The 22,918-nt window shown below is 39.9% G+C and carries 20 protein-coding genes and 1 tRNA gene; 14 read left to right on the top strand and 7 right to left on the bottom strand.

The window, feature by feature from the left end:
* Positions 1 to 26 precede the first annotated feature (26 nt).
* Positions 27 to 437 (bottom strand): BrxA/BrxB family bacilliredoxin, encoded by a 411-nt coding sequence (locus tag H9X96_RS09245; RefSeq protein WP_187666014.1) that lies wholly within the window; start codon positions 435 to 437, stop codon positions 27 to 29.
* 327 nt (positions 438 to 764) lie between these two features.
* Here H9X96_RS09245 and H9X96_RS09250 point away from each other — a divergent pair.
* Positions 765 to 838 (top strand) — tRNA-Asn (locus H9X96_RS09250).
* 114 nt (positions 839 to 952) lie between these two features.
* On the opposite strand, the gene H9X96_RS09255 is transcribed toward H9X96_RS09250, so the two are convergent.
* Positions 953 to 1,867: a transposase gene (locus H9X96_RS09255; RefSeq protein ID WP_222943864.1), complete on the bottom strand. Its 915-nt coding sequence runs from the start codon at positions 1,865 to 1,867 to the stop codon at positions 953 to 955.
* Between the two features lie 102 nt (positions 1,868 to 1,969).
* Between H9X96_RS09255 and H9X96_RS09260 the strand changes: the two genes are divergently transcribed.
* Positions 1,970 to 2,938, top strand: a complete 969-nt coding sequence (locus H9X96_RS09260) for an IS110 family transposase (RefSeq protein WP_187666015.1) — start codon at positions 1,970 to 1,972, stop codon at positions 2,936 to 2,938.
* Positions 2,939 to 3,127: 189 nt separating this feature from the next.
* On the opposite strand, the gene H9X96_RS09265 is transcribed toward H9X96_RS09260, so the two are convergent.
* Both H9X96_RS09265 and H9X96_RS09270 read right to left on the bottom strand, forming a co-directional pair.
* On the bottom strand, positions 3,128 to 3,493 hold the full coding sequence (locus H9X96_RS09265) for a transposase (protein ID WP_187666016.1): 366 nt from the start codon (positions 3,491 to 3,493) through the stop codon (positions 3,128 to 3,130).
* A 43-nt stretch (positions 3,494 to 3,536) separates the two neighbouring features.
* On the bottom strand, positions 3,537 to 3,872 hold the full coding sequence (locus tag H9X96_RS09270) for a hypothetical protein (RefSeq protein ID WP_187666017.1): 336 nt from the start codon (positions 3,870 to 3,872) through the stop codon (positions 3,537 to 3,539).
* 399 nt (positions 3,873 to 4,271) lie between these two features.
* On the opposite strand from H9X96_RS09270, the gene H9X96_RS09275 reads away from it, so the two are divergent.
* Together H9X96_RS09275 and H9X96_RS09280 are read left to right on the top strand one after the other, a co-directional pair.
* Positions 4,272 to 4,673 (top strand): hypothetical protein, encoded by a 402-nt coding sequence (locus tag H9X96_RS09275; RefSeq protein ID WP_187666018.1) that lies wholly within the window; start codon positions 4,272 to 4,274, stop codon positions 4,671 to 4,673.
* Positions 4,674 to 4,707: 34 nt separating this feature from the next.
* On the top strand, positions 4,708 to 5,628 hold the full coding sequence (locus H9X96_RS09280) for a cation diffusion facilitator family transporter (protein ID WP_255431064.1): 921 nt from the start codon (positions 4,708 to 4,710) through the stop codon (positions 5,626 to 5,628).
* 227 nt (positions 5,629 to 5,855) lie between these two features.
* Here H9X96_RS09280 and H9X96_RS09285 read toward each other — a convergent pair whose 3' ends face one another.
* Positions 5,856 to 8,240, bottom strand: coding sequence for a TonB-dependent receptor (locus H9X96_RS09285; protein WP_187666019.1), 2,385 nt, complete (start codon positions 8,238 to 8,240; stop codon positions 5,856 to 5,858).
* 582 nt (positions 8,241 to 8,822) lie between these two features.
* Between H9X96_RS09285 and ahcY the strand changes: the two genes are divergently transcribed.
* Positions 8,823 to 10,139 carry an adenosylhomocysteinase gene (gene ahcY, locus H9X96_RS09290; protein WP_187666020.1) on the top strand — a complete coding sequence of 439 codons (1,317 nt, stop codon included), beginning with the start codon at positions 8,823 to 8,825 and terminating at the stop codon, positions 10,137 to 10,139.
* A gap of 70 nt (positions 10,140 to 10,209) precedes the next feature.
* Here ahcY and H9X96_RS09295 read toward each other — a convergent pair whose 3' ends face one another.
* Positions 10,210 to 11,811 carry a mechanosensitive ion channel family protein gene (locus tag H9X96_RS09295; protein ID WP_187666021.1) on the bottom strand — a complete coding sequence of 534 codons (1,602 nt, stop codon included), beginning with the start codon at positions 11,809 to 11,811 and terminating at the stop codon, positions 10,210 to 10,212.
* A 70-nt stretch (positions 11,812 to 11,881) separates the two neighbouring features.
* On the opposite strand from H9X96_RS09295, the gene H9X96_RS09300 reads away from it, so the two are divergent.
* From H9X96_RS09300 to H9X96_RS09320, 5 genes are all read left to right on the top strand, one after another.
* A complete protein-coding gene (locus tag H9X96_RS09300; RefSeq protein ID WP_187666022.1) occupies positions 11,882 to 12,601 on the top strand; it encodes a pyridoxine 5'-phosphate synthase in 720 nt (239 codons plus the stop codon).
* Between the two features lie 12 nt (positions 12,602 to 12,613).
* Positions 12,614 to 13,186, top strand: a complete 573-nt coding sequence (locus tag H9X96_RS09305; protein ID WP_187666023.1) for a hypothetical protein — start codon at positions 12,614 to 12,616, stop codon at positions 13,184 to 13,186.
* A gap of 75 nt (positions 13,187 to 13,261) precedes the next feature.
* Positions 13,262 to 16,141, top strand: coding sequence for an aminomethyl-transferring glycine dehydrogenase (gcvP, locus tag H9X96_RS09310; RefSeq protein ID WP_187666024.1), 2,880 nt, complete (start codon positions 13,262 to 13,264; stop codon positions 16,139 to 16,141).
* 95 nt (positions 16,142 to 16,236) lie between these two features.
* Positions 16,237 to 16,827 carry a YceI family protein gene (locus H9X96_RS09315; RefSeq protein ID WP_187666025.1) on the top strand — a complete coding sequence of 197 codons (591 nt, stop codon included), beginning with the start codon at positions 16,237 to 16,239 and terminating at the stop codon, positions 16,825 to 16,827.
* Between the two features lie 143 nt (positions 16,828 to 16,970).
* Positions 16,971 to 17,387 carry a response regulator gene (locus H9X96_RS09320; protein ID WP_187666026.1) on the top strand — a complete coding sequence of 139 codons (417 nt, stop codon included), beginning with the start codon at positions 16,971 to 16,973 and terminating at the stop codon, positions 17,385 to 17,387.
* On the opposite strand, the gene H9X96_RS09325 is transcribed toward H9X96_RS09320, so the two are convergent.
* Complete coding sequence (locus tag H9X96_RS09325) at positions 17,374 to 18,138, bottom strand: MBL fold metallo-hydrolase (protein ID WP_187666027.1); 765 nt, start codon at positions 18,136 to 18,138, stop codon at positions 17,374 to 17,376. The genes H9X96_RS09320 and H9X96_RS09325 overlap by 14 nt on opposite strands.
* A gap of 174 nt (positions 18,139 to 18,312) precedes the next feature.
* On the opposite strand from H9X96_RS09325, the gene recJ reads away from it, so the two are divergent.
* From recJ to H9X96_RS09345, 4 genes are all read left to right on the top strand, one after another.
* Positions 18,313 to 20,013, top strand: coding sequence for a single-stranded-DNA-specific exonuclease RecJ (gene recJ, locus H9X96_RS09330; RefSeq protein WP_187666028.1), 1,701 nt, complete (start codon positions 18,313 to 18,315; stop codon positions 20,011 to 20,013).
* Positions 20,014 to 20,054: 41 nt separating this feature from the next.
* Positions 20,055 to 20,789, top strand: a complete 735-nt coding sequence (gene lptB / locus H9X96_RS09335; RefSeq protein ID WP_062546839.1) for an LPS export ABC transporter ATP-binding protein — start codon at positions 20,055 to 20,057, stop codon at positions 20,787 to 20,789.
* Between the two features lie 20 nt (positions 20,790 to 20,809).
* Positions 20,810 to 22,321, top strand: coding sequence for a GH3 auxin-responsive promoter family protein (locus H9X96_RS09340; RefSeq protein WP_187666029.1), 1,512 nt, complete (start codon positions 20,810 to 20,812; stop codon positions 22,319 to 22,321).
* A 75-nt stretch (positions 22,322 to 22,396) separates the two neighbouring features.
* Entirely contained in the window at positions 22,397 to 22,825 is a 429-nt protein-coding gene (locus H9X96_RS09345) for a CBS domain-containing protein (RefSeq protein ID WP_187666030.1), read from the top strand.
* The last annotated feature ends 93 nt before the right edge of the window (positions 22,826 to 22,918 follow it).

The following is a 22,918-nucleotide window of genomic DNA, read 5'->3' on the forward strand; positions in this document are numbered from 1 at the left end:
TTTTATCGCCTAATATTTGGCAGTAATTAGCAGTATTCATTAAAAGCACCGATCAAGCTATCAGCAATCATTTGTGCTGGTCTGCCTTCAATCTGGTGTCGTTCAATCATATGAACCAATTTACCGTCTTTGAATAAAGCCATTGCTGGAGAAGATGGAGGGAAAGGCATCATATAACCTCTAGCTCTGTCTACTGCTTCTTTTTCCATACCTGCAAATACAGTAATCAATTTATCAGGATGTTTTTCATTTGCTGCGGCCAATCTTGCTGCAGGACGAGCATTTGCTGCTGCACAACCACAAACAGAGTTTACCACTACAAAAACGGTACCCTCAGTGCCGATTGCATTATCTACATCTGCTGCAGTTTTCATCTCTTCGAAACCTACTTTAGTAAGTTCTGCACGCATTGGTTCTACTAAATATTCAGGATACATATGTTCTTTCTTTAATTCGTTAATCCATACAAATGTACAGCAACATGCATTACCATCAAAGAAATACATCCGTTTAGCCCTTGATTTTACCTTTAAATTACTTTGATTTTACCCATTTACTGGTACTTAACCCCGTTTCGATGGGTTTTAGGAAATAAAAAACGAATTTTAATTCGCACTAAACTAAGGGCTTAATTTAAAATCTAGAAAAAACTTGTGATAGTACTTTTATAATCGGCGAAAAACTCCTAATATTGCATTCCCAAAACGAACGAAACTTAATGTTGCTTTAAGCTTCAAAAAGCCGTTTATTTTGGCAACCAGTACTCCTTCTTAGCTCAGCTGGTTAGAGCATCTGACTGTTAATCAGAGGGTCGCTGGTTCGAGCCCAGCAGAGGGAGCAAAATAGCAAGAAGCCTTTCAGTAAAAACTGAAAGGCTTCTTTGTTTTTATACAAAAAAACATTTTTTAGGATCAATCCTAAAAGTTGTGGAGCAAGACCGATTTTTCTGTTGTTAAGCATACAATTGAGTTAGTCTGTACAGGAAGAATTCTATGTTTTTCACACCTCTAAACAGATTTCTAAAAGCCTTTATTTTTGCATTAAAAGATTCTGCGGAAGCATTAGTAGATCTGTTGTCAAAGTAATTCAATATAGTCTGATAATGGTTCTGTATAGATCTTGCAACTGTATTGAAGGCTTTAAATCCTGTTTGCCTTACTTTTTCATGCCATTTGGCCAGTCTGGCCAATGCAAAGATTTTGTCCGTTGTATTTTCAAAGATTTGACTAAGCCCAAAACTGAGGCCATAGGCAGTTTTAAGATCGGGAAACCTCTCGAATAAGAGCTCTGCACGGTCCTTTTGACTTTCTATCCAGGCAGAAGGCTTTTTATACAATACATATCTGCTACGGGCAAGCAACTGCTTGATGGTATCTCCATTATGGAGTACTTCCGCTTGAAATGGCCTACCTGTCTTTTTTGATCTTTCTATAGCTTCATTTTCCTGATCCATAGCTTCCCATCTGTATTTGATCCTCATTTCCTGTAGTGCCTCGGTAGCCAGTTTCTGTACATGAAACCGATCGGTCACTCTGGTTGCTTGCGGAAAACAACGTTTGCAGATCAATTCCATGTTACCAGCCATATCCAAGGTGACTTCAATGACCTTTTTTCTTGCCCTTTCCGGGATTCTTTTCAATACGGAAATGACGGTTTCCGCTTTCGTGCCTGCTACAATGGCAACGATAGCCCCTTTCTTACCTTTTGCGCCTTTGTTGGTAAGGATGGTGTAAAGTTCACCATGGGATAGACTTGTCTCGTCGTATGTTTGAATCGATCTAATAAAATGATTAGTTACATTTGAAGAAAGCGTGGTTAAGGCCGCTGTCTCGTTGGTACTTGGATACCGTTCAGGACGTTCCGCCACACGCTTTCTATCATCTTAAAACTGGATAGTTCGATGGATCTTAGAATCCGCATTTACGACGATAGTTCTAAAGATGTCATTATAATTCTTAAATCATTAGTTATGAAATGTATTGGAATTGATGTAAGCAAGATCAATTTTACGGTTGCTTACCCAACAGAAAGTGTTTATCGTTTGGAAATCTTCAACAACGATATTAAGGGAATTAAAAAGTTCATCAAATCAATCTGTGATGGCGACTATCATTGTATCCTTGAAGCCACAGGCACTTATAGCACGCTGTTAGTTTATATGATCCAAGAGGCACAAATAGCGGTCTCTATGGTGAATCCTAAACAGATTAATCACTTTTCTAAGATGATGCTAAGTGTAACAAAGACAGATAATCTGGATGCCAAGTTGATTGCGATGTATGGAGAAAAAATGAACCCTGCTATCTATAAGATTCCCAGTTTAACCATTCAAAAATTACGTCAAAAACGAACGTTACTTCGGCAATTTAAAAAGCAATTACGCATGCTTTTGAATATTCAGGAGTCATTTTCAGTCCTGCCAAAAATCGATGACAAAGTAAATAAAGGCCTAAAAAAGAGCATTAGTTTTATTAAAAAACAAATAGAGGAACTGAATCTTGATATGATTGCAGTTACCCGAAGTGAATTTTCTAGACAACTTGAGCATTTGACATCCATTAAGGGTATAGGAAACGGAGTTGCTACAGCACTCATTATGGCCACTGGTGGTTTTACTTATTTTGATTCAGCGAAGAAATTTGCAAAATACATAGGTGTATGCCCAAGTTACCAGCAATCAGGAACGTCAATTAAAACAAAAGGGGTTATCACTCGTCATGGTGACCCAGAGCTTCGCTCGCTACTTTACATTGCTTCCTGGTCAGCAATACGCTTTAACACCTCTTGTAAGGAATTGTACGAGCGACTAAAAAGTAAAGGAAAACCGAGTAAAGTAGCTTTGATGGCGGTCATAAATAAGCTTTTAAGACAGGCATTTGGAGTCATTATCTCCAACACAGACTACATTGATAATTATGCATGCTCGAGAACTGAATAAATCAAAAAAATATTTGGATATTAATATAGTTCGTCCATAGAAAGCTGTTCACCAAGATTTTCCGGATATAACAGCAACTTTTTTGCATGTGATTTTTGATCCCAGCTTTTAAAGTCACTGAGGTAATCACGATATTGACGAAGTAGATTCTTAGCTTTTACACCATAGAATGAACTGATGGCATCAACGCTACTCGGCGCTGTATCGATTGATTTCTTTTAAAAAAACCGCGAAATCTCCAGTCATTCGCGTTCCCTTTTCTACTAAAGTCCAATTCCGATAAATCACCTTGGACGTTTCTGTATGGAGCCATCGGCGTCTGCGGATATGAAAAAACACTTTATGCCCACGGATAGGAAAGTCTTGAATTACAATCTGAGGGAAAAAGCCTTTGGACAAAACTTTGATCCCATCCCACTCTGAGGGAGGATTATTCAATTCTTCAAGTTCGATGTGGAAGGTTTCACTATCCTCAATAACCCCTTTGAATTGAAAATTCTCTAGTATAAAATCTGGCACAAATAATCTGAGCAAGGATGCAGTAGCTGATGGCATAAATATAAAACTGTATGGAAATAAAAATCTATATTTTTATCGCCTACTCCACAACTTTTGGGATTGATCCGATTAAAGTAGCAAGTTTTCCACTACCAAAAATCTTTACAATGGCATCTGCAGGAATAGGTACTAATTTATACCCTGATTTTAGATTGCTGACAATACCTTCCATCCGATCATCTGACTCTTCTTTACTCAGGTACACGGTAACCGCAGCTACACTTTCCCTATTGGCTATCAATTTTTTAATTTGTTCCACATCAGCTTTTTTGATCAAATTTGAGAGCTGCTGGTAAGCCGCATTGGGTTTATCTTTTAACCCAATTACGGAGCTGAGATCAGTAGCATTTTGATAAGCTGTTATGGTGTAAGGCACCTCCGCCTTAAAATCAGCAGTTTGTGTAAGTACTGTCTGTTTCTTCGCAGGATCAACTTTAGCTATCTCATATTCTCCAGGAAGCTGCTCTTTAAAATTTAGGTCATTAGCTGCATCAAAAACTTTGATATTGTATTTAAACTGAGCGCTTGGGTGTAAAAACTTCTGACCAGCAAGGGGGAATACTTTGATCGCAACTTGCTGTTTTCCAACTACTAAGGTTAATAGAAAATATAGTAAGGTGATGTTGATAGCATCTAAGCTAAATCCATGCTAAGGGCAATTCATCCAATAGAAAAAAAATGCTTCTATTTTCCTTAAGGGACAATTAGGACTGCCGTTTTGCCAAACAATTCACTCGTTTAATGAATCAGATTCAAAAGCCTAAATTGTGATGAAATGAGTATATTTGCCCCCATGAAAAGGGTGATGATCTACTTTCTGGTTACCTGTATTTTATCTGGTTCGGCGATAACTGAGCTTTTCAAAGGCCCCATACTCGTATCTCATTACATTGATCATACCTCCCGCAATCCCAATATCAACTTTATTGATTTTCTTTCCATGCATTACTGGGGAAAGGATATTGTGGACAATGATGGAAATCAGGACAGCAAGCTTCCATTTAAAAAGATCTTATACGGACATCATCAATTGCTGTTCTGTCAGGAGCCATTTTTTGAGCTTAGCTCAGATCAATCTTGTATACCCAATGAATTATGTTTTTTCTACTGGAAAAAAGAAATCTACAGGTTTTCCGGGAAACCCTACAAACCACCACAAGCCGCCTTTTTAGTTTAGATCAATTGTCCAGGCTGACTCCTCAAATTTTAAAATGGGGTCATTTATACGTTTTTATTTTTTTATGGAGCAGGCAAAAAGAAGCCCTTCCTCGGAAGCCATTCGCACTACCCAATTGGGTATCATCATCAGTATTATTTTAATTTTTGTAAAAGGGATTTCCGGTTATCTTGGTCAATCTTATGCCCTGATTGCCGATGCTACAGAATCAGGAGCAGACGTCATCAGTTCAGGATTGCTTTGGGTTGCCCTGATGTATGCTCAGCGCCCGCCAGACAAAGGCCATCCTTATGGCCATGGAAAGGCAGAGCCCCTAGCCGCAATTCTCATCGGATTTTTCCTGCTAGCTGCTGCAGGATGGATTGCCTACCATTCGATCGGTTTTATAAAAACTCCTCATGAACTTCCCAAGCGATACACTTTAGTGGTACTGCTGCTGGTCATTGCAACAAAAGAATTTCTTTTCCGATACGTTTATGCGGTAGGAAAACGAATCAACAGCCAGGCAGTTATTGCCGATGCTTACCACCACAGGAGCGATGCCATTACCTCAATTGCCGCTTTTATTGGTATTTCAATTGCGTTTTTTTTGGGTAAAGGTTATGAAGGCGCAGACGACTGGGCAGCACTTTTCGCTTGTTTTTTTATCATATACAATGCCTTCAAAATCATCCGTCCGGCATTTGAAGAAATCATGGACAAAGCACCTTCCGACGAATTAATCTCCGCAATTACCCATATCGCCTCTTTACATATTGAAGTTAAAAAAGTAGAGAAATGTTATGTAAGAAAGATGGGAATAGATTATTATGTAGATATGCACATCGAAGTAGATCGAAATAAGAATGTATTTGATGCACATGAAATTGCCCATCAGGTGAAAGACGAATTGCGATCCTCAAACCTTCAGATTAAAGACACCCTTATACACGTTGAACCTTATTTAAACAACTAGATTATGTAAAATCGATCTATTATATGCTGGTCTTTATTATTTGCATATCGGAGGTACTACTTGCTGATATGGGAAAAGAGAAAGGAACTTTTCCAAAATGATCAGCGCCGACGAAAGCAATTAATTGCTTTTGTATAACCTACAAAGCGCTAAATAAATCATATGGAAAAGATGATTTATTTAGCGCTTCATTATTAAAACGGCTGCTCCTTAAAACCGCTCCATCATTAAAACTTAAGCGTCACATTACCAATAAACCTGGCAGGCGCTTGCGGCGTTAACCTCACCGACCAAGCTTTTTCGCTGGTCAGGTTATCTACTTTAAAACCAACACGGTATTTTGGCTGATCATAAAATATACTGGCATCCAACATTGTGTAAGCAGGAATAATAATTTTTGTAGTCGTCGTATTTGTATGGTAAGCTGAACTTCCGGCATTACCACCAAAACCTATACCTAGTCCTTTCAGTTCTCCCTGAGGCACACGGTAACTCATCCAGAAGTTAAAACTATGCGGCGGACCAGATAAACCCGGGCGCAGACCATTGGTTGAAGGACTCGATTTAGTCAGTTTACTATCATTATAGGCATAACCTGCTACCATATTAAATCCTGCAAAAGGATTAGCAGTCAACTCAACTTCTACTCCTCTGCTCAACTGGGTACCATCCTGAATCTGATAATTATCTAGGTTATCAGGGTCATTTCGCAGCACATCTTTTACTTTAATGTCGTAATAGCTAATCGTTCCAACCAGTTTATGATCAAACACATCTCCTTTAACTCCGAACTCTAACTGATTGGCTTGTTCTGGTTTGACAGCTGCACCACTGGCAGTAACCCCGCTTTTATTAAAAAATCCGCCCATATAGTTACCGAATAAGGAGACATGATCTTTAGACACCTCATACACCATTCCGAATTTTTGAGACAGTGATGTTTGTTTATAAGGGCCATTCTGCTTTCCGGCAGCAGTTAAACCGCCTGAGGTCTCGCCTGTAGTAATGTTATAGACTCCTTTATTTTCAAAATGATTCATACGAAGACTCACCATCGCCAGTAAGCGTTCGGTAATATTAATCACGTCAGAGAAATACGCAGAATAAGTATTATCGCCATTGCTTTCCCTGCGAAGTGCTCCTTTGCTCGTTAACGAATCCACTTTAAAACGGCTGACGCGATAAGAAACTGGGGTATTGGTAAAGTCTACCGCTGGAAAATTAACCGTTACCCGATCAAAATCATTTGAGTTATTATAGTAATCCAGGCCTACCACCAATCTGTTACGCAGGTTTGCTATCTTAAAATCACCGATAAAATTCTGTTGAATATTTGTCGCAATAAAAGCAGTAGAGCCTGTAATGATTTGGGGGCTGATTTTTGTCTCTGCTGTCCCTCTCAACGCAGTGATGTAACCATTTATAGAAGAACGTGCACGGGAAATGATGGTCTGTGAAGTCCAATCTGCCGACATCTTATAGTTTGCCTGAGCAAAAATATTCATCATTTGTGTTTGATAAGGCAAATCGTTTCCGATAAAAGTCTTGTTGTAAGGAAAACCAAGCTCTTTAATTGATTTTTCAGAGGCCACCGTCGGACTGATATAAGGATTAAAACGGACTACAGATGTTCCCTTTGCCTGGCCAAACTCCACATCTAACAATAGTGATAGCTTGTCGGTGATCTGATAAGAAAAACTTGGAGCGATGCTCAGGCTGTTTGTAAAGCCTTGATCCTGGAATGTTTTCTCAAAACTTGTAGCAGCATTTAAACGGAACAAAGCTGTTTTATCTGCATTCACCGGCGTATTTACGTCTACTGCAATGCGATTAAAATCCCAGCTTCCAGCAAAATAACTCAGTTCTCCTCCGAAACCATTGTAAGGTTTTTTCGTTACCCGGTTATATAAACCACCATAACTACTGGCAATACTGGTCCCAAATAACGTTGTTGAAGGTCCTTTAATCACCTCTACACGTTCGATATTTGCAGGGTCAATAGAGGCAAAAGCAGCACCTGCAACTCCATTCCTGGCATTTGGTTCGGTATCAAATCCTCTGGATCTGAAAGTTACCCTACCTTGGTTGGCGATCATCGGAATACCTGCTCCGGGAACATTTTTAGCAATACTTCCAAGATCCGTCGCCATTTGCTCCTGAAATAACTCCTTTGGAATTGAAGAATATACCTGTGGGTTTTCGAGATTCTTCAATGGAAGTCTGGCCACATACACACTCTCTTTCCTTGAAAATTTGTTTACATTTCCAGGAATGGTAACCTCTTGCAAAGCCAGTACGTTTTCTTTTGTCAATTGATAATCGGCCATTGCCGTTTGTCCGGCAAGCACCTGAACTGAAATGTCCTTTTGAGCCGTCCCAAGGATCTGAATTCTTACCGTATAATTACCTGGGTTTAAAGTTTGGAATGAATATCTCCCCTGCTCATCTGTTAATGTCGTTTTTATGGTTTCCAGTAAGGTAACCGAAGCCGAGGCGTAAGGCTGTCCGTCGAATAAACTGACTTTTCCGGAGATCCCTCCTGTAGCTTGAGCAGAAGCAAGCTGATAACCAAACATAAATATGCTTAGTAGTATAATGCGTAACGATTTCATTTATAATTCATTGTTTCTGGTGTAGAAATTACAGCCGCAAATATAGATTTATTATTTATAATTAATCTAATTAAGGTGAACCTCTAATTTCAAGGTGGAAAATAAGGCCGATAATCGTCCGGCTTAAAAAAGCAATTTTTGCCCTGATAGTGGTCTGGTAGTGTTCGGGAAGAGAAGGGCATTGGTGTAGAGCCGGCGTAGGGTTCGCGTAGGGTCCACGTAGGTTTGACTTAGTGTTTGGCATCCAGACCCTATCTGAACCCCATCCAGCCTCTTGCGAGACGCAGATCTCTTCCCGACCAGTGTTAGGCGTAGCTTTCGATCTGGTATTTCCCGAACTTCAACATCAAATGCTCCGCCAATCCAGCTCTGATTAGACTTCTGACCTAGTGTCCCTTATCTTTCTTATGTCATAAGCACTTCCCCTATCTGATTGCTCATGAAACGGTTTTGAAATTGGCCAAACTATTGTGTAATTTTGTGGCGTAATTAGCCTGTTTTCAAAAAAGTCTAAGCAAAACTATGCTGAACCTATCAAAAACAAGGTAACTAGTTCGCATTTAATCATTTAAATATAGAAATATGTCATCAGTAGAGACAACTTATGTCCCTTATAAAGTTAAGGACATTTCACTGGCGGAATGGGGTCGTAAAGAAATTGGATTAGCCGAAGCAGAAATGCCAGGACTAATGTCATTACGCGAAGAATTCGGTCCTTCGAAACCATTAAAAGGTGCACGCATCGCAGGATGCTTACACATGACGATTCAAACTGCTGTTTTAATCGAAACATTGGTAGAACTTGGTGCAGAAGTGACCTGGTCATCATGTAATATCTTTTCTACACAAGATCACGCTGCTGCTGCAATTGCTGCTGCAGGAATTCAGGTTTATGCCTGGAAAGGTCTTAACGAACCAGATTTCGATTGGTGCATTGAGCAAACTTTACACTTCGGTCCAGACCGTCAGCCATTAAACATGATCTTAGATGATGGTGGTGATTTAACCAACATGGTTTTCGATAGATTCCCTGAGCTGATCGCAGGCATCAAAGGTCTTTCTGAAGAAACAACTACAGGTGTTCACCGTTTATATGAACGCATGAAAAATGGTACTTTACATTTACCTGCGATCAATGTGAACGATTCAGTAACTAAATCTAAATTCGACAATAAATACGGCTGCCGTGAGTCATTAGTTGATGCGATCCGTCGTGCAACTGACGTAATGATGGCTGGTAAAGTTGCTGTTGTTGCTGGTTACGGTGATGTGGGTAAAGGTTCTGCGGAATCATTGAGCTCACAAGGTGTACGTGTAATTGTTTCTGAAATTGATCCGATCTGTGCATTACAAGCGGCAATGGAAGGTTATGAAGTGAAGAAATTCGCTACTGCTGTTAAAGAAGCTGATATTATTGTAACGACTACTGGTAACTGTGATATTGTTCGTGCAGAACATTTCAAAGTAATGAAAGACAAAGCAATCGTTTGTAACATTGGTCACTTTGACAATGAGATTGACGTAGCTTGGTTAAATACCAATTATGGTAATACTAAAGTGGAAATCAAACCGCAGGTTGATAAATATACTATTGACGGTAAAGATATCATCCTATTGGCTGAAGGACGTTTGGTAAATTTAGGCTGTGCTACTGGCCACCCAAGTTTTGTAATGTCTAATTCTTTTACTAACCAGACTTTAGCGCAATTAGAATTGTGGACGAACACCGCTAATTACGAGAACAAAGTTTATGTGCTTCCTAAATTCTTAGATGAGAAAGTAGCACGTTTACACTTAGCTAAAATCGGTGTAGAATTGGACGTTCTAGATCAGCACCAGGCAGATTATATTGGTGTTCCTGTAGAAGGTCCATTCAAACCTGAAGCTTACAGATACTAGGTAAGTAATTAAATATAAAAGGGATGCTGTTCAGTCAGCATCCCTTTTTATTATTGCAAATCCTCCAGGATTAACTTTTTGAATCCGGTAATACCTGCTCCGCATCTGCCTCTGCTTTATTGGGCAAAGTACTTGCATTCCCATCTCTCATCGCCTGGTAATGTGGCGACATGATCTCTACTTCTGCTGCATCAAAAGCCTCATGAATATTTTTATGGAGCTCTGAATAAATCACCGCCATTATATCCGGCCTTGATACATACGCATTCAGCTGATAAGAAACATACCAATCGTCCAGACTGGTTTGTAGTACAAAGGGCTGTTTTTCTTTAATCACTCCCTCTGTAGCTAAGGCCGCACCGATCAATAATTCATGAATTTTATTCCATGGAATATCATAACCTAAAGTCAGAGTTGTGTGTATAATCAAGCCATCTGCCACAGATAAACTCGTATAATTGACTGTATTACCATTCAGAATGGCGCTATTCGGAATGGTAATGATCTCATTTTTGATGGTTTTCAAACGGGTCACTAACAAAGACTTTTCCAATACCGAACCAGTAATATCTCCTATTTTCACTACATCTCCTACTTTAAAAGGACGCATATAAGTAATCACCATTCCCGCTACTCCATTACTAATCGCAGAAGAAGACCCAAAAGAAATCAACAGTCCTAAAAATACCGATACCCCTTTAAAGATTTCTGAATTGGAGCCTGGAATAGATGGCCAGATCACGACCAGCATAAAGGCGTTTAGCACAAGCCGGATGATATTGTAGGTCGGTTTTGCCCAATCCGGATAAAAACCATTGATCTTTAACTTCTCCGATTCAATCTCTCCAGCTAAAAACCTAATCAATTTTTTTACATAATGAAAAACAAAGAAAATCACCAGGATCGTAATCAGGTTAGGAATGAAATTGATCAGCGCTGAAAAGATATTTTTCAGCGGATTGAGTACAAAATTCATCAAATGATCACCCAAAGGTTTGGTCCATGGAAAAAGGCGGAATACCAATGGCAAGGTTAGGTATACTAGTAAAAACATCAGTAAAAATTTAACCAGATGTAAGGCCTTATTGATCAATAACAGTTCATTTTTCCGGTTGATCAGCTCATAATCTTTGATTTTAAGCTTGCTCAGCTTTTGATGGAGTCTTTTGCTGATCCAGCCGCGGAAGCGATTGAAATACTTATTCAGGTAAAACAGACAGGCACCCAGTATGGAAAGTATCAAAATACCCAGAGCGGCACGTTTTAGCAGCTCCACTACATCGGTTTCCTTTTTATATGCCATCACATTATCCACGATGATCTGCTGATAAGTTTTGGCCAGCACATCGATATTCATCCGAACGGAATCCGCGTCCAGCTTAGATAAGCTCATCAAAATATCACCTTTATAGGCAATATCTACCACGAGCGAATCCTTCTGTACCTTCACCGAATCCGGCACAAACAGCAGATCGTCTGCCAATTTAGCGACTTTATCTGAAGTTCTTTCCGCACGCTCTTTTGCCGGTAACGAACCTAACCTATTCTGAATATAAAACAGCGTGTCCTGGTGTGCAATTACAGGAAAACCTTTAGGATCTGCTTTGGTATCCTGTCCATGCACCAGGCTTTGAAAACTCAACAGGCATAGAAAAGTAAAAAGAAACTTCATGGAGAATGGCTTAATAAATTAGGATCATTGCTTAGAACAAAATAAGGAAATAATCTGCTATTTTTACCTCATGGCAAATTTATCTGTAAACATCAATAAGATTGCGACTTTAAGAAACAGTCGCGGGGGAAATAATCCGGATTTAGTAAAGGTAGCGTTAGACTGTGAGCGCTTTGGAGCAGAGGGTATTACGGTTCACCCGCGTCCAGACGAAAGACATATCCGTTACCAGGATGTATTCGATTTAAAAGCAGTCATTGCTACAGAATTTAACATTGAAGGCAATTGTAAAGAGCAGAAATTTGTAGACCTGGTTTTGGCCAATAAACCAGCTCAGGTTACTTTGGTACCAGATACAGAAGGACAAATCACTTCAAACCATGGATGGAATACCATCAAACACCAGGATTACCTGAAGGAAATGGTGCAGCTATTTCAAACGGCAGGCATCCGCGTTTCGATCTTCGTAGATCCAGTAGAAGAAATGGTAAAAGCAGCCGCAGAAAGTGGTACTGATCGCATTGAATTGTACACCGAAGATTATGCCCGTCATTATCAGGAAAACCGAGAACAATCCATCAAACCTTATATCGCCGCTGCAAAAATAGCCAATGAACTGGGCCTAGGCATCAATGCCGGTCATGACCTGGACTTACAAAACCTGAAATATTTCGCAGCAAATATCCCGGGATTACTGGAAGTCAGTATCGGACATGCCTTAATCAGCGATGCCCTATACCTTGGCCTGGAAAACACCATTCAAATGTACCTCCGTCAATTACAAAATTAACCTATCACACTTATGAAAAACCTGAATTTACTGACCCTTTCCGCATTGTTTCTTTTGTTGATCGCAGGCTGTAAAGGCGCTGCTGAAAATTTAGATGAAAGCACCGCAACCGATGTCATTGCCGGCTACCTTAAAGCCAACCCGGTTTATGAAGAGATAAAAATGGAGGTTGGAGAAATCAGGTTTAAAAGTAAAAATGATAAATTAGCATTAGAAAAATACAAGAGCCTTCAGGAAAAAGGCTGGGTAGTCCTTAACCTGCAGGATCAGAAAAAGAAGTTCTTGTCGAAAGATAGCGTTTTTATCTATAAAATTGTCTTAACAGACAAGAGCAAACCCTACATTTTGAAACAGACCGCTTCTCAGGCAAGCCTTCGTGCATTAGACTATGTGATGGATGTAGATAAACCAATCACAATGATCAAAGGGGATTCAAAAGTTGCACGTGTTACAGTATCCTTAAAAAAAGAGCCTAATGATTTTTCTATCTGGCTGAAAAACAAAGGCACAGCCAGTAACTATATCACTAAATCTTATAAATTAAAGTATAAAAAAGATAGCGGTTGGATACTCGTTGGAGAATAGCGATATATGATCAATTCCGCTTAGAGCTAAGTGTATTTTTTATTACCTTTGCGGAACTTTTTATATATAGATTTCATGAGCTTAAATATTCATTACAAAGAAGACTTTAAAGATCGTCACATTGCTCCTAATACAGAGGATACCAATGCCATGTTAGATACCCTTGGTTTGGGTTCTGTTGACGAATTAATTGAACAGACGGTTCCTCAATCGATCCGGTTAAAACAGCCATTAAACCTGCCAAAGGCGAAATCTGAAAAGGATTACCTGAGCAGCTTAAAGAAAACTGCTTCCTTAAATAAAGTATTTAAGTCTTATATCGGTCAGGGATATTATGACACCACTACGCCAGGAGTAATCTTGCGTAACGTGATGGAAAATCCAGGATGGTATACTCAATATACACCTTACCAGGCAGAGATTGCACAAGGCCGTTTACAAGCCCTGTTAAATTTCCAGACTTTAGTAATTGACCTTACAGGAATGGAAATCGCAAATGCTTCTCTATTGGATGAAGGTACTGCTGCTGCTGAGGCGATGTTCATGCAATTCAGCTTGCGCAAAAACTCAAATGCGAAGAAATTTTTCGTTTCGGAATTGATCTTCCCACAAACTATTGACATTTTAAAAACCCGTGCCAATCCTTTTGGAATTGAGTTAGTGATCGGTGATCACCAAACGGTTGAGCTGAACGAAGAATTTTTCGGTGCAGTGATTCAATACCCAGCTGGTAATGGCGAGGTTTTCGACTATACTGGTTTCGCTAAAACTGCTCATGGTGTAAATGTAAAAGTGACCGTAATTGCGGATCTTTTAAGCTTAACATTATTGACGCCTCCAGGTGAATGGGGTGCTGATGTAGTGGTAGGTACAACACAGCGTTTTGGAGTACCAATGGGCTTCGGTGGCCCACATGCTGCTTATTTCGCCACTAAAGATGAGTACAAACGCTCTATTCCAGGCCGTATCATCGGGGTAACGATCGACAGCAACAACAACTACGCCTTACGTATGGCTTTGCAAACCAGGGAACAGCATATCCGTAGAGATAAAGCAACTTCCAATATCTGTACTGCACAAGCATTATTAGCGATTATGGCGAGTTTCTACGCAGTTTATCACGGTCCAAAAGGATTAAAACTGATTGCAGAACGCACACATGGCTTGACGGTAACTTTAGCTGAATCATTAGAAAAAGCAGGTTATACACAATTGAATAAATCTTACTTCGATACCATCCAGTTAGACTTAGGCAACCTTGTTGATTCTATCCACAGAGAATGTGTAGACAATGAGATCAACTTAAACTACAATGGTAGCGTAGTGACCATCTCTTTAGATGAGACTACAGACCTGGAAGATGTGAAGTTATTAGTGAAAATCTTCGCTAAAGTAAAAGGTATCGCTGCGGATAGCGTTGAAATGTCTGAAGAAAATCCGGCAACAGTAATTCCAGCTGCTTTGCAACGTACTTCTACTTACTTAACGCATCCACTATTTAACTCGCACCATTCAGAGCATGAAATGCTGCGCTACATTAAATCATTAGAGGCAAAAGACCTTTCTCTTTGTCACTCGATGATCGCTTTAGGTTCATGTACAATGAAACTAAATGCAACCACAGAAATGATTCCGGTAACCTGGCCAGAATTCGGTAGAATCCACCCATTTGCTCCGGCAGATCAGGTTGCGGGTTACTATACTGTTTTCAATGAGCTAGATAAATGGTTGAGCGAAATCACTGGATTTGCAGCAATGAGCTTACAGCCAAACTCTGGTGCTCAAGGTGAATATGCAGGTTTAATGGTGATCCGAGCTTACCACCAGGATCGTGGTGACCATCACCGTAACGTAGCTTTAATTCCTTCTTCTGCACATGGAACCAACCCGGCTTCTGCAGCAATGGCTGGAATGAAAATCATCATCGTTAAATCTCTGGAGAACGGAAACATTGACGTTGCCGATTTAAAAATCAAAGCAGAAGAGCACAAAGAAAACCTTTCTTGTTTAATGGTAACTTATCCATCTACACATGGTGTATTTGAGGAAAGCATCATTGACATCTGTAACATCATCCATGAAAATGGCGGACAAGTTTACATGGATGGCGCAAACATGAATGCTCAGGTAGGATTGACCAGCCCAGGTAATATCGGTGCTGACGTTTGTCACCTTAACTTACATAAAACTTTCTGTATCCCTCACGGTGGTGGTGGTCCTGGTATGGGTCCAATTGGTGTGGCTAAACACCTGGTTCCTTACCTTCCAGCTCATGCGGTAGTCGACATCAACAAAGAAAAATCTATCCCTGCAGTAGCTTCAGCTCCATGGGGTTCCGCTTCGATCTTAGTGATCTCTCATGCATACATCGCAATGATGGGTGGAGACGGATTAATGAATGCAACGAAAAATGCCATTCTTAACGCCAACTATATGAAGGCGCGTTTAGAAACACATTACCCAGTATTGTACTCTGGTGCAAATGGTCGTTGTGCACACGAAATGATCCTGGATTGTAGAGGCTTCAAAAACTTCGGCATTGAAGTAGTTGACCTTGCAAAACGTTTAATGGATTATGGTTTCCATGCCCCAACAGTATCTTTCCCAGTAGCAGGAACGCTGATGGTAGAGCCAACTGAAAGTGAGCCGAAACATGAGTTAGACAGATTCTGCGATGCTTTAATTGCGATAAGAAAAGAAGTAACTGCAGTAGAAAATGGTCAATTAGACAAAACTGATAACCCATTAAAAAATGCACCTCACACCGCTTCTGTTGTAACAGCTGATGAATGGATCCATGGCTACAGCAGACAGACGGCTGCTTTCCCACTTCCATATGTTGCGGCTTTCAAATTCTGGCCTTCCGTAGGCAGAGTAAACGATTCCTTTGGCGATAGGTCATTGGTTTGCGCTTGCCCTCCGATTGAAAGCTATATGGAAGAAGAAACTGTTTAAAAATTTATAGGTCTGGTTAAACCTTTTAATATATTTAAGTCATAAATGTATTAAAAGGTCTAAACCGGCCTGTAACTCAACCATTAAACAAAGACATGAAACTAAAATTAACCTCATTAGCACTACTTTTAGTAGTGATGACTACTTCTGCATTCATTGCACCAGTGTTCAAAGCAGACACCTATAAAGTAGACGCTTCGAAATCTTCGATCACCTGGATTGGAAAAAAACTGACTGGCGGTCACAATGGCACGATCAATTTACAATCGGGTGCTTTATCCTTCAATGGAAAAAAGTTAACTGCTGGCAACTTTGTATTGGACATGAACAGCATCAAGGATGCCGATAATAGTGCCAATTTAGAAAAACATTTGAAGGATGCAGATTTCTTTGGTGCAGACAAGTATCCGACCTCTACATTTGTGATCAAAAATGTAACAGGAAATGGTCAATCAGTAACTGTAAATGGAGACTTAACCATCAAAGGCATTACGAAACCAATTAGTTTCCCTGCTACTTTAGCCTGGAATGCTGACGGATCAGTGACTGCAACTGCTGAAAAAATCATTGTAGACAGAACTAAATATGACATCAAATTCAGATCAAAAACTATTTTCCCGGAAATTGGAAACAAAATGATCAATGATGAATTTGAGCTTTCGGTTAAATTAGTAGCAAAAAAATAATTATATTTATTTCATAAAAAAAAGGCCATTATAGTATAGTGGCCTTTTTTTTGTAACATAACAGATACCACTTCTACCATAGCTACATATTTCATAACTTTATATATTACACACAACAATTTTACAGTTACCCTTTGAAATCTATGATGACCTCAAAAATTAAGCTACTTGTTATTGATGATGACGACATTAACATCTTCATTATAAAAAAAATAGTAGAAAAAACGGGGTACAACGTAGAAATGATCGCCAAAACAAATGGACAAATGGCGATTGATTATATCACCATGACGCTTTCGTTACAGGAATCATTGCCGCATCTCGTCCTAATTGACATTAATATGCCTGTACTGAATGGATGGGAATTTCTGGATGCTTATGGAACGTTAAATGTCGACAAAGGAATAGACATGTATATGCTCTCTTCTTCCGTCTATGAGAATGACATTGAGAAGGCAAAGACTTATCAGACTGTAAAAGGGTTTATCTCTAAACCCCTTTCTATTGAACGCCTGACAGAGTTATTTAAAATCATCGTCCAAGAGTCTAATGAATCTTAAACTGCCCATCTGTTAAAGTCACGAAACCTAAGGCCCGGGATTTGCCATGGTAAAATAAACAGTTCCAGTTTTCTGCAGCTGCTTTCTCCCCGAAAATTTCCCGAAGTTCCATTGCTTTTCTGCCATCAAAGTCATATTTGGCAATGAACTTCCTGAGTAACTCTTCCGGATCAGGCAAAACATCACCCCCAAAAAAAACTTTATCCGTTCCGTCATCCAGTAAAAAGGTCTGATGAAAAGGGGTATGTGCACCCGTTAATTCGTAACTAATCTCCGCTGTAAATTGTCCGGATCCCTCAATAAATACCAATTGTGCATTGCGCTGCAGGAATTCAAAAATTTCGGTATGGTAAGAAGAAGAAGGATTGGTAAAAGCACCCTCCCATTCTCCACGCTGAATCACATATACTGCGTTCGGAAAACTCAGCTCCATCTTGTCGCCAACATGATGAATCATCCCGCCTGAATGGTCGAAATGTAGATGAGACATCAATACCAAAGTTACATCTTCCGGATTAAAACCCGCTTTTTTAATGTTTTCATGCAAAATCAATTGCCCATTTTCATTGCTATAGCCCAATCCGGTATCCAGCAAAATCAACTGATCTTCCATTTTTACTAAAAATGGCTGTACATTGATAAACAAAGAAGCCGGACGGTCTTTTGGCTGATCCACAGCAGGGTTAAATGGCAGAAATTTTTTAGTGGCATCTACAGAATAGGTGCCTTCGAACAAAGTGAATACTTGCAATGGCGTAGTTATTTTAAGAAGAAATAATTAAATGATATATTTACGATTCATTGCAAAGATAGGGAACCTGGCTGAAATCCGTTTCATACCAGCGTCAAAACCAATAGCGCTTGGCGCAATTCATAAATCTTCTTTGCAGGAATCGATAATTCGAAAAAAACACGAGAGACAGTAATGGAAAAAATATGGGTGCAGGCAGTAAATGATGATTTTGAAACCATAGACACACTTGCACAGCAACTAAATATAGATCAGAGTTTGGCCGAAGTTTTAGTACAAAGAGGCATCGCTTCTTTTGATGCTGCAAAGGATTATTTCCGGCCGGATATGACCAAATTACATGATCCTTTCCTAATGAAAGACATGGACAAGGCCATCAGCAGGATCGACCTTGCCCTAAGCAATCAAGAGAAAATCATGATTTATGGCGATTATGACGTCGATGGCACCACTTCTGTAGCGTTGACCTACAGCTTCTTCAGCCAGTTTACAGGAAATATTGAATATTACATTCCCGACCGCCATAAGGAAGGCTATGGAATCTCCACACAGGGTATTGATTATGCGAAACAGCAGGGAATTACCCTGATCATCGCCCTGGATTGCGGGATTAAATCTGTAGATAAAATCGATTATGCCAATAGCTTAGGCGTAGATTTTATCATTTGTGACCACCATTTACCGGGTGATGAATTACCCGCAGCCATCGCCGTTTTAGACCCTAAACGTCTGGATTGTCCCTACCCATTTAAAGAACTTGCCGGCTGCGGTATTGGTTTTAAACTGGCACAGGCTTATAGTATCCAGCACCAATTGCCGAAAGCAGGTTATGAACAATACCTGGATCTGGTGATGGTGAGCATCGGTGCAGACATCGTTCCTATTGAAGATGAAAACCGGATATTGGCTTATCATGGCCTGGTTAAATTGAATACCAATCCTTCCATGGGATTGCGGGCATTGATGAAAATCTCCGGAAAAAATAAAGATTATACCTTGACTGACGTGATATTTTCTCTGGCACCAAGAATTAATGCTGCCGGCAGAATGGACCATGCCAACCAAGCCGTAAAAATGCTGCTTTGCAAAGAAGACGATCTGGCACTGGAACAAAGTGAATTTATCAACCTTCAAAATACAGATCGTAAAACAACCGACCATACGATTACTACTGAAGCACTCGCAAGAATTGCCGACTGTGATATTTTAATTCATAAAAAAACCACAGTAATTTTCCATGAAAGCTGGAACAAAGGGGTGATTGGGATTGTGGCCTCGCGCCTGACGGAAAAATATTTCCGCCCAACCATCGTTCTTACTTTATCGAATGGTCTATTGACCGGATCGGCAAGGTCCGTACCGGGATTCGACCTTTATGAAGCCTTATTGGGATGTCAGGATTTACTGATTCAATTTGGCGGACATAAGTTTGCGGCGGGCCTCACAATGAGGCCGGAAAATATTGATGCTTTTGCCGATCGATTTGAACAAATTGTATCTTCCAGCATTACTGAAGATATGCTGTCGCCGAAAATCAAGATTGATACTGAACTTCAGTTTACACAAATTGATGGTAAGTTTCAACGCATTATTTCACAAATGGCCCCCTTCGGACCACACAATCCAGCGCCTGTTTTTGTGAGCCATGGACTGAGTTTGGCGGCAAAGCCACAGGTTGTTGCGACAAAACATTTAAAATTGAGTATAAAACAACAAAATTCAGTTATTTTTGAAAGCATCGGATTTGGACTGGCAGAATACGAAGGCCTGTTGCAATCAAACAAACCTTTTTCTATTTGTTATACTATTGAAGAAAACATTTGGAGAGACCAGCGACGTTTGCAGTTAAATATCAAAGGAATAAAAATTAATTAGCGATCATTCGTACCATATAAACATTTGAGATTAAGATATAAATGATATTAAGAGCTGAGAATCTAATCAAAAAGTACAAACAGAGAACCGTTGTAAATGACGTTTCATTTTCTGTGAGCCAGGGAGAAATTGTGGGTTTACTTGGGCCTAACGGAGCGGGAAAAACCACCTCATTTTATATGATTGTAGGTTTGATCAAACCTAACGAAGGCACTATTTTTTTAGATGACGAAGACATCACTTCTGATGCCATGTACAAAAGGGCACAGAAAGGGATCGGTTATCTGGCTCAGGAAGCTTCTGTTTTCCGAAAACTATCTGTAGAAGATAACATTATGGCCATCCTGGAGATGACTAAAATGGGTAAAGAAGAACGTCATGAAAAACTAGATGAGCTCATCAATGAATTCAGCTTACATAAAGTACGTAAAAACCGGGGCGATTTACTTTCCGGTGGAGAGCGTCGTAGAACGGAAATTGCAAGGGCATTAGCCGCAAGTCCGAATTTTATCCTGCTCGATGAGCCATTTGCAGGGGTCGATCCCATTGCCGTTGAAGAAATTCAAGGCATCGTTCATAAATTAAAACAGAAAAATATAGGTATCTTAATTACCGACCATAACGTGCAGGAAACACTTTCCATCACCGATAGGGCCTATTTACTATTTGAAGGTAAAATATTAGAATCCGGAACACCAGAAGTACTCGCTGCCAATGAAATGGTAAGACGTGTATATCTAGGTTCAAACTTCGTGCTCCGTACTAAAAAATTATAACCCTTTATTTACCCCCACACATGGCTATAGTAAATTCAATTTTTACCTGGTATATGAAAAAGCGCGTCCATCAGATTGAGCTTTTCATGAAATATCCGCATGATGTACAGGAGGAATGGTTTCAGAAACTGATTTCCAGTGCTGCTGATACAGAATGGGGAACCAAATATGAGTACCGCTCTATTCTATCCCCCAGACAGTTTAAGCAAAGGGTACCCATACAAAACTACGATACCTTAAAACCATACATAGAAAGGATGCTCAAAGGCGAGCAAAATATCCTTTGGCCTACAGAAATTAAGTGGTTTGCCAAGTCTTCAGGCACTACCAGCGACCGGAGTAAGTTCATTCCGGTATCCGAAGAGTCATTACAGGAGTGCCATTTCAAAGGTGGAAAAGATTTATTATCAATCTTTTGCAACAACCGCCCGGACAATCAGATTTTAACAGGAAAAGGATTGGTATTGGGTGGCAGTCACCAGATCAATCAGCTCAATGAAGATTCCTTTTATGGTGATTTATCGGCCGTACTGATCAAAAATCTACCCATGTGGGCCGAATATTACCGGACGCCAAACATTTCCATTGCCCTGATGGACAACTATGAGGAAAAAATGGAAAAGATGGCAGAGGCTACCATCAAAGAAAATGTCACCAATATCGCCGGTGTACCTACCTGGACGCTCGTTTTAGCGAAAAAGGTATTGGAAATTACTGGTAAGAAAAACCTGCTGGAAGTATGGCCAAACCTGGAACTTTACATCCACGGTGCGGTAAATTTTAAACCTTACAGAGAACAATTCAAAGAATTGATTCCTAGTAATGAGATGTATTATCTGGAAACTTATAATGCATCGGAAGGATTCTTCGGGATTCAGGATGAAGTAAATTCCGACGAGCTGCTGCTGATGCTGGATTACGGCATTTACTATGAATTTTTACCGATTGAACTGCTGGATTCCGAAAACCCAGATACCTTATCCTTAGATCAGGTACAGCTCAATAAGAATTACGCCATCATCATCTCTACCAACGGCGGCCTTTGGCGATATATGATTGGTGATACGGTGCAATTTACCAGTCTATCTCCTTACCGCATTAAAATTACCGGAAGGACTAAACATTTCATCAATGCTTTTGGCGAAGAGGTCATCATCGACAATGCAGAACAGGCCATTTGTAAGGCTTGTACCGAAACCGGTGCGGTCTTTAAGGATTATACCGCCTGCCCTATTTATTTTAAAGGAGAAGAGGTTGGAGGCCATGAATGGATCATAGAATTCGATCAGCAGCCAAATAATTTTGAAAGATTTGTCGATATTTTGGATGCCACACTTCGTGAAGTCAATTCCGACTATGATGCCAAGCGTTTTAAAGACATGGCACTCCGCAGACCGAAAGTCCACAACGCGCCTTATAACACCTTTTACAACTGGTTAAAGTCTAAAGGCAAATTAGGTGGACAGCATAAGGTTCCGCGATTGGCAAATGAACGTACCTATGTGGAAGAAATTTTGCCAATGATGCGGTAAATAAATATTTCGGCGAGACCTATTGGAAATTAGCATTTATTTCGTTAAATTTAATTAGCTAATTACTAATGCGTTATGAAAACCGTAAAACAATTACTCAGCACTAAATCATCTGAAATTTTTTCCATTTCCACCGATGCATCGGTGTTAGATGGGCTTCAGTTAATGATGGAGAAAAATATCAGCGCGCTGCTCATTATGGAGGAGCGTAAATTATTAGGAATTTTTACGGAAAGGGATTATGCCCGAAAGATTATTCTTCAAGGAAAAACCTCTGTAGATACGCCAATCCATGAAGTCATGACAGCTTCACCAATTACAGTGTCCACAGGAGATAGCCTGGACCATTGTATGCAAACGATGACCGATAAACACATCCGACATTTACCGGTGATTCAGGGGGGGGAATTAATGGGCATGGTCTCTATTGGTGATGTGGTGAAATTTATCATAGAAGATCAAAAACAAACGATTTCTCAGCTCGAAAGCTATATCAGCAGCTAGATCCCGGAAAGCATTAAACAAATCATATTTTAAACAAAGAAGCCGATGCTGTACAGCATCGGCTTCTTTGTTGATATTCTATTTCCAGCTGAC

The organism is Pedobacter sp. N36a (genome assembly GCF_014472395.1).
In the GTDB taxonomy this organism is placed as follows: Bacteria; Bacteroidota; Bacteroidia; order Sphingobacteriales; family Sphingobacteriaceae; genus Pedobacter.

Bases quoted from the DNA above. Each gene is read 5' to 3' on its own strand.
- H9X96_RS09245 (WP_187666014.1), bottom strand. From the start codon at position 437: ATGTATCCTGAATATTTAGTAGAACCAATGCGTGCAGAACTTACTAAA.
- H9X96_RS09260 (WP_187666015.1), top strand. From the start codon at position 1,970: ATGAAATGTATTGGAATTGATGTAAGCAAGATCAATTTTACGGTTGCT.
- H9X96_RS09265 (WP_187666016.1), bottom strand. From the start codon at position 3,493: ATGCCATCAGCTACTGCATCCTTGCTCAGATTATTTGTGCCAGATTTT.
- H9X96_RS09275 (WP_187666018.1), top strand. From the start codon at position 4,272: ATGAGTATATTTGCCCCCATGAAAAGGGTGATGATCTACTTTCTGGTT.
- H9X96_RS09280 (WP_255431064.1), top strand. From the start codon at position 4,708: ATGGGGTCATTTATACGTTTTTATTTTTTTATGGAGCAGGCAAAAAGA.
- H9X96_RS09285 (WP_187666019.1), bottom strand. From the start codon at position 8,240: ATGAAATCGTTACGCATTATACTACTAAGCATATTTATGTTTGGTTAT.
- ahcY (WP_187666020.1), top strand. From the start codon at position 8,823: ATGTCATCAGTAGAGACAACTTATGTCCCTTATAAAGTTAAGGACATT.
- H9X96_RS09295 (WP_187666021.1), bottom strand. From the start codon at position 11,811: ATGAAGTTTCTTTTTACTTTTCTATGCCTGTTGAGTTTTCAAAGCCTG.
- H9X96_RS09300 (WP_187666022.1), top strand. From the start codon at position 11,882: ATGGCAAATTTATCTGTAAACATCAATAAGATTGCGACTTTAAGAAAC.
- H9X96_RS09305 (WP_187666023.1), top strand. From the start codon at position 12,614: ATGAAAAACCTGAATTTACTGACCCTTTCCGCATTGTTTCTTTTGTTG.
- gcvP (WP_187666024.1), top strand. From the start codon at position 13,262: ATGAGCTTAAATATTCATTACAAAGAAGACTTTAAAGATCGTCACATT.
- H9X96_RS09315 (WP_187666025.1), top strand. From the start codon at position 16,237: ATGAAACTAAAATTAACCTCATTAGCACTACTTTTAGTAGTGATGACT.
- H9X96_RS09320 (WP_187666026.1), top strand. From the start codon at position 16,971: ATGATGACCTCAAAAATTAAGCTACTTGTTATTGATGATGACGACATT.
- recJ (WP_187666028.1), top strand. From the start codon at position 18,313: ATGGAAAAAATATGGGTGCAGGCAGTAAATGATGATTTTGAAACCATA.
- lptB (WP_062546839.1), top strand. From the start codon at position 20,055: ATGATATTAAGAGCTGAGAATCTAATCAAAAAGTACAAACAGAGAACC.
- H9X96_RS09340 (WP_187666029.1), top strand. From the start codon at position 20,810: ATGGCTATAGTAAATTCAATTTTTACCTGGTATATGAAAAAGCGCGTC.
- H9X96_RS09345 (WP_187666030.1), top strand. From the start codon at position 22,397: ATGAAAACCGTAAAACAATTACTCAGCACTAAATCATCTGAAATTTTT.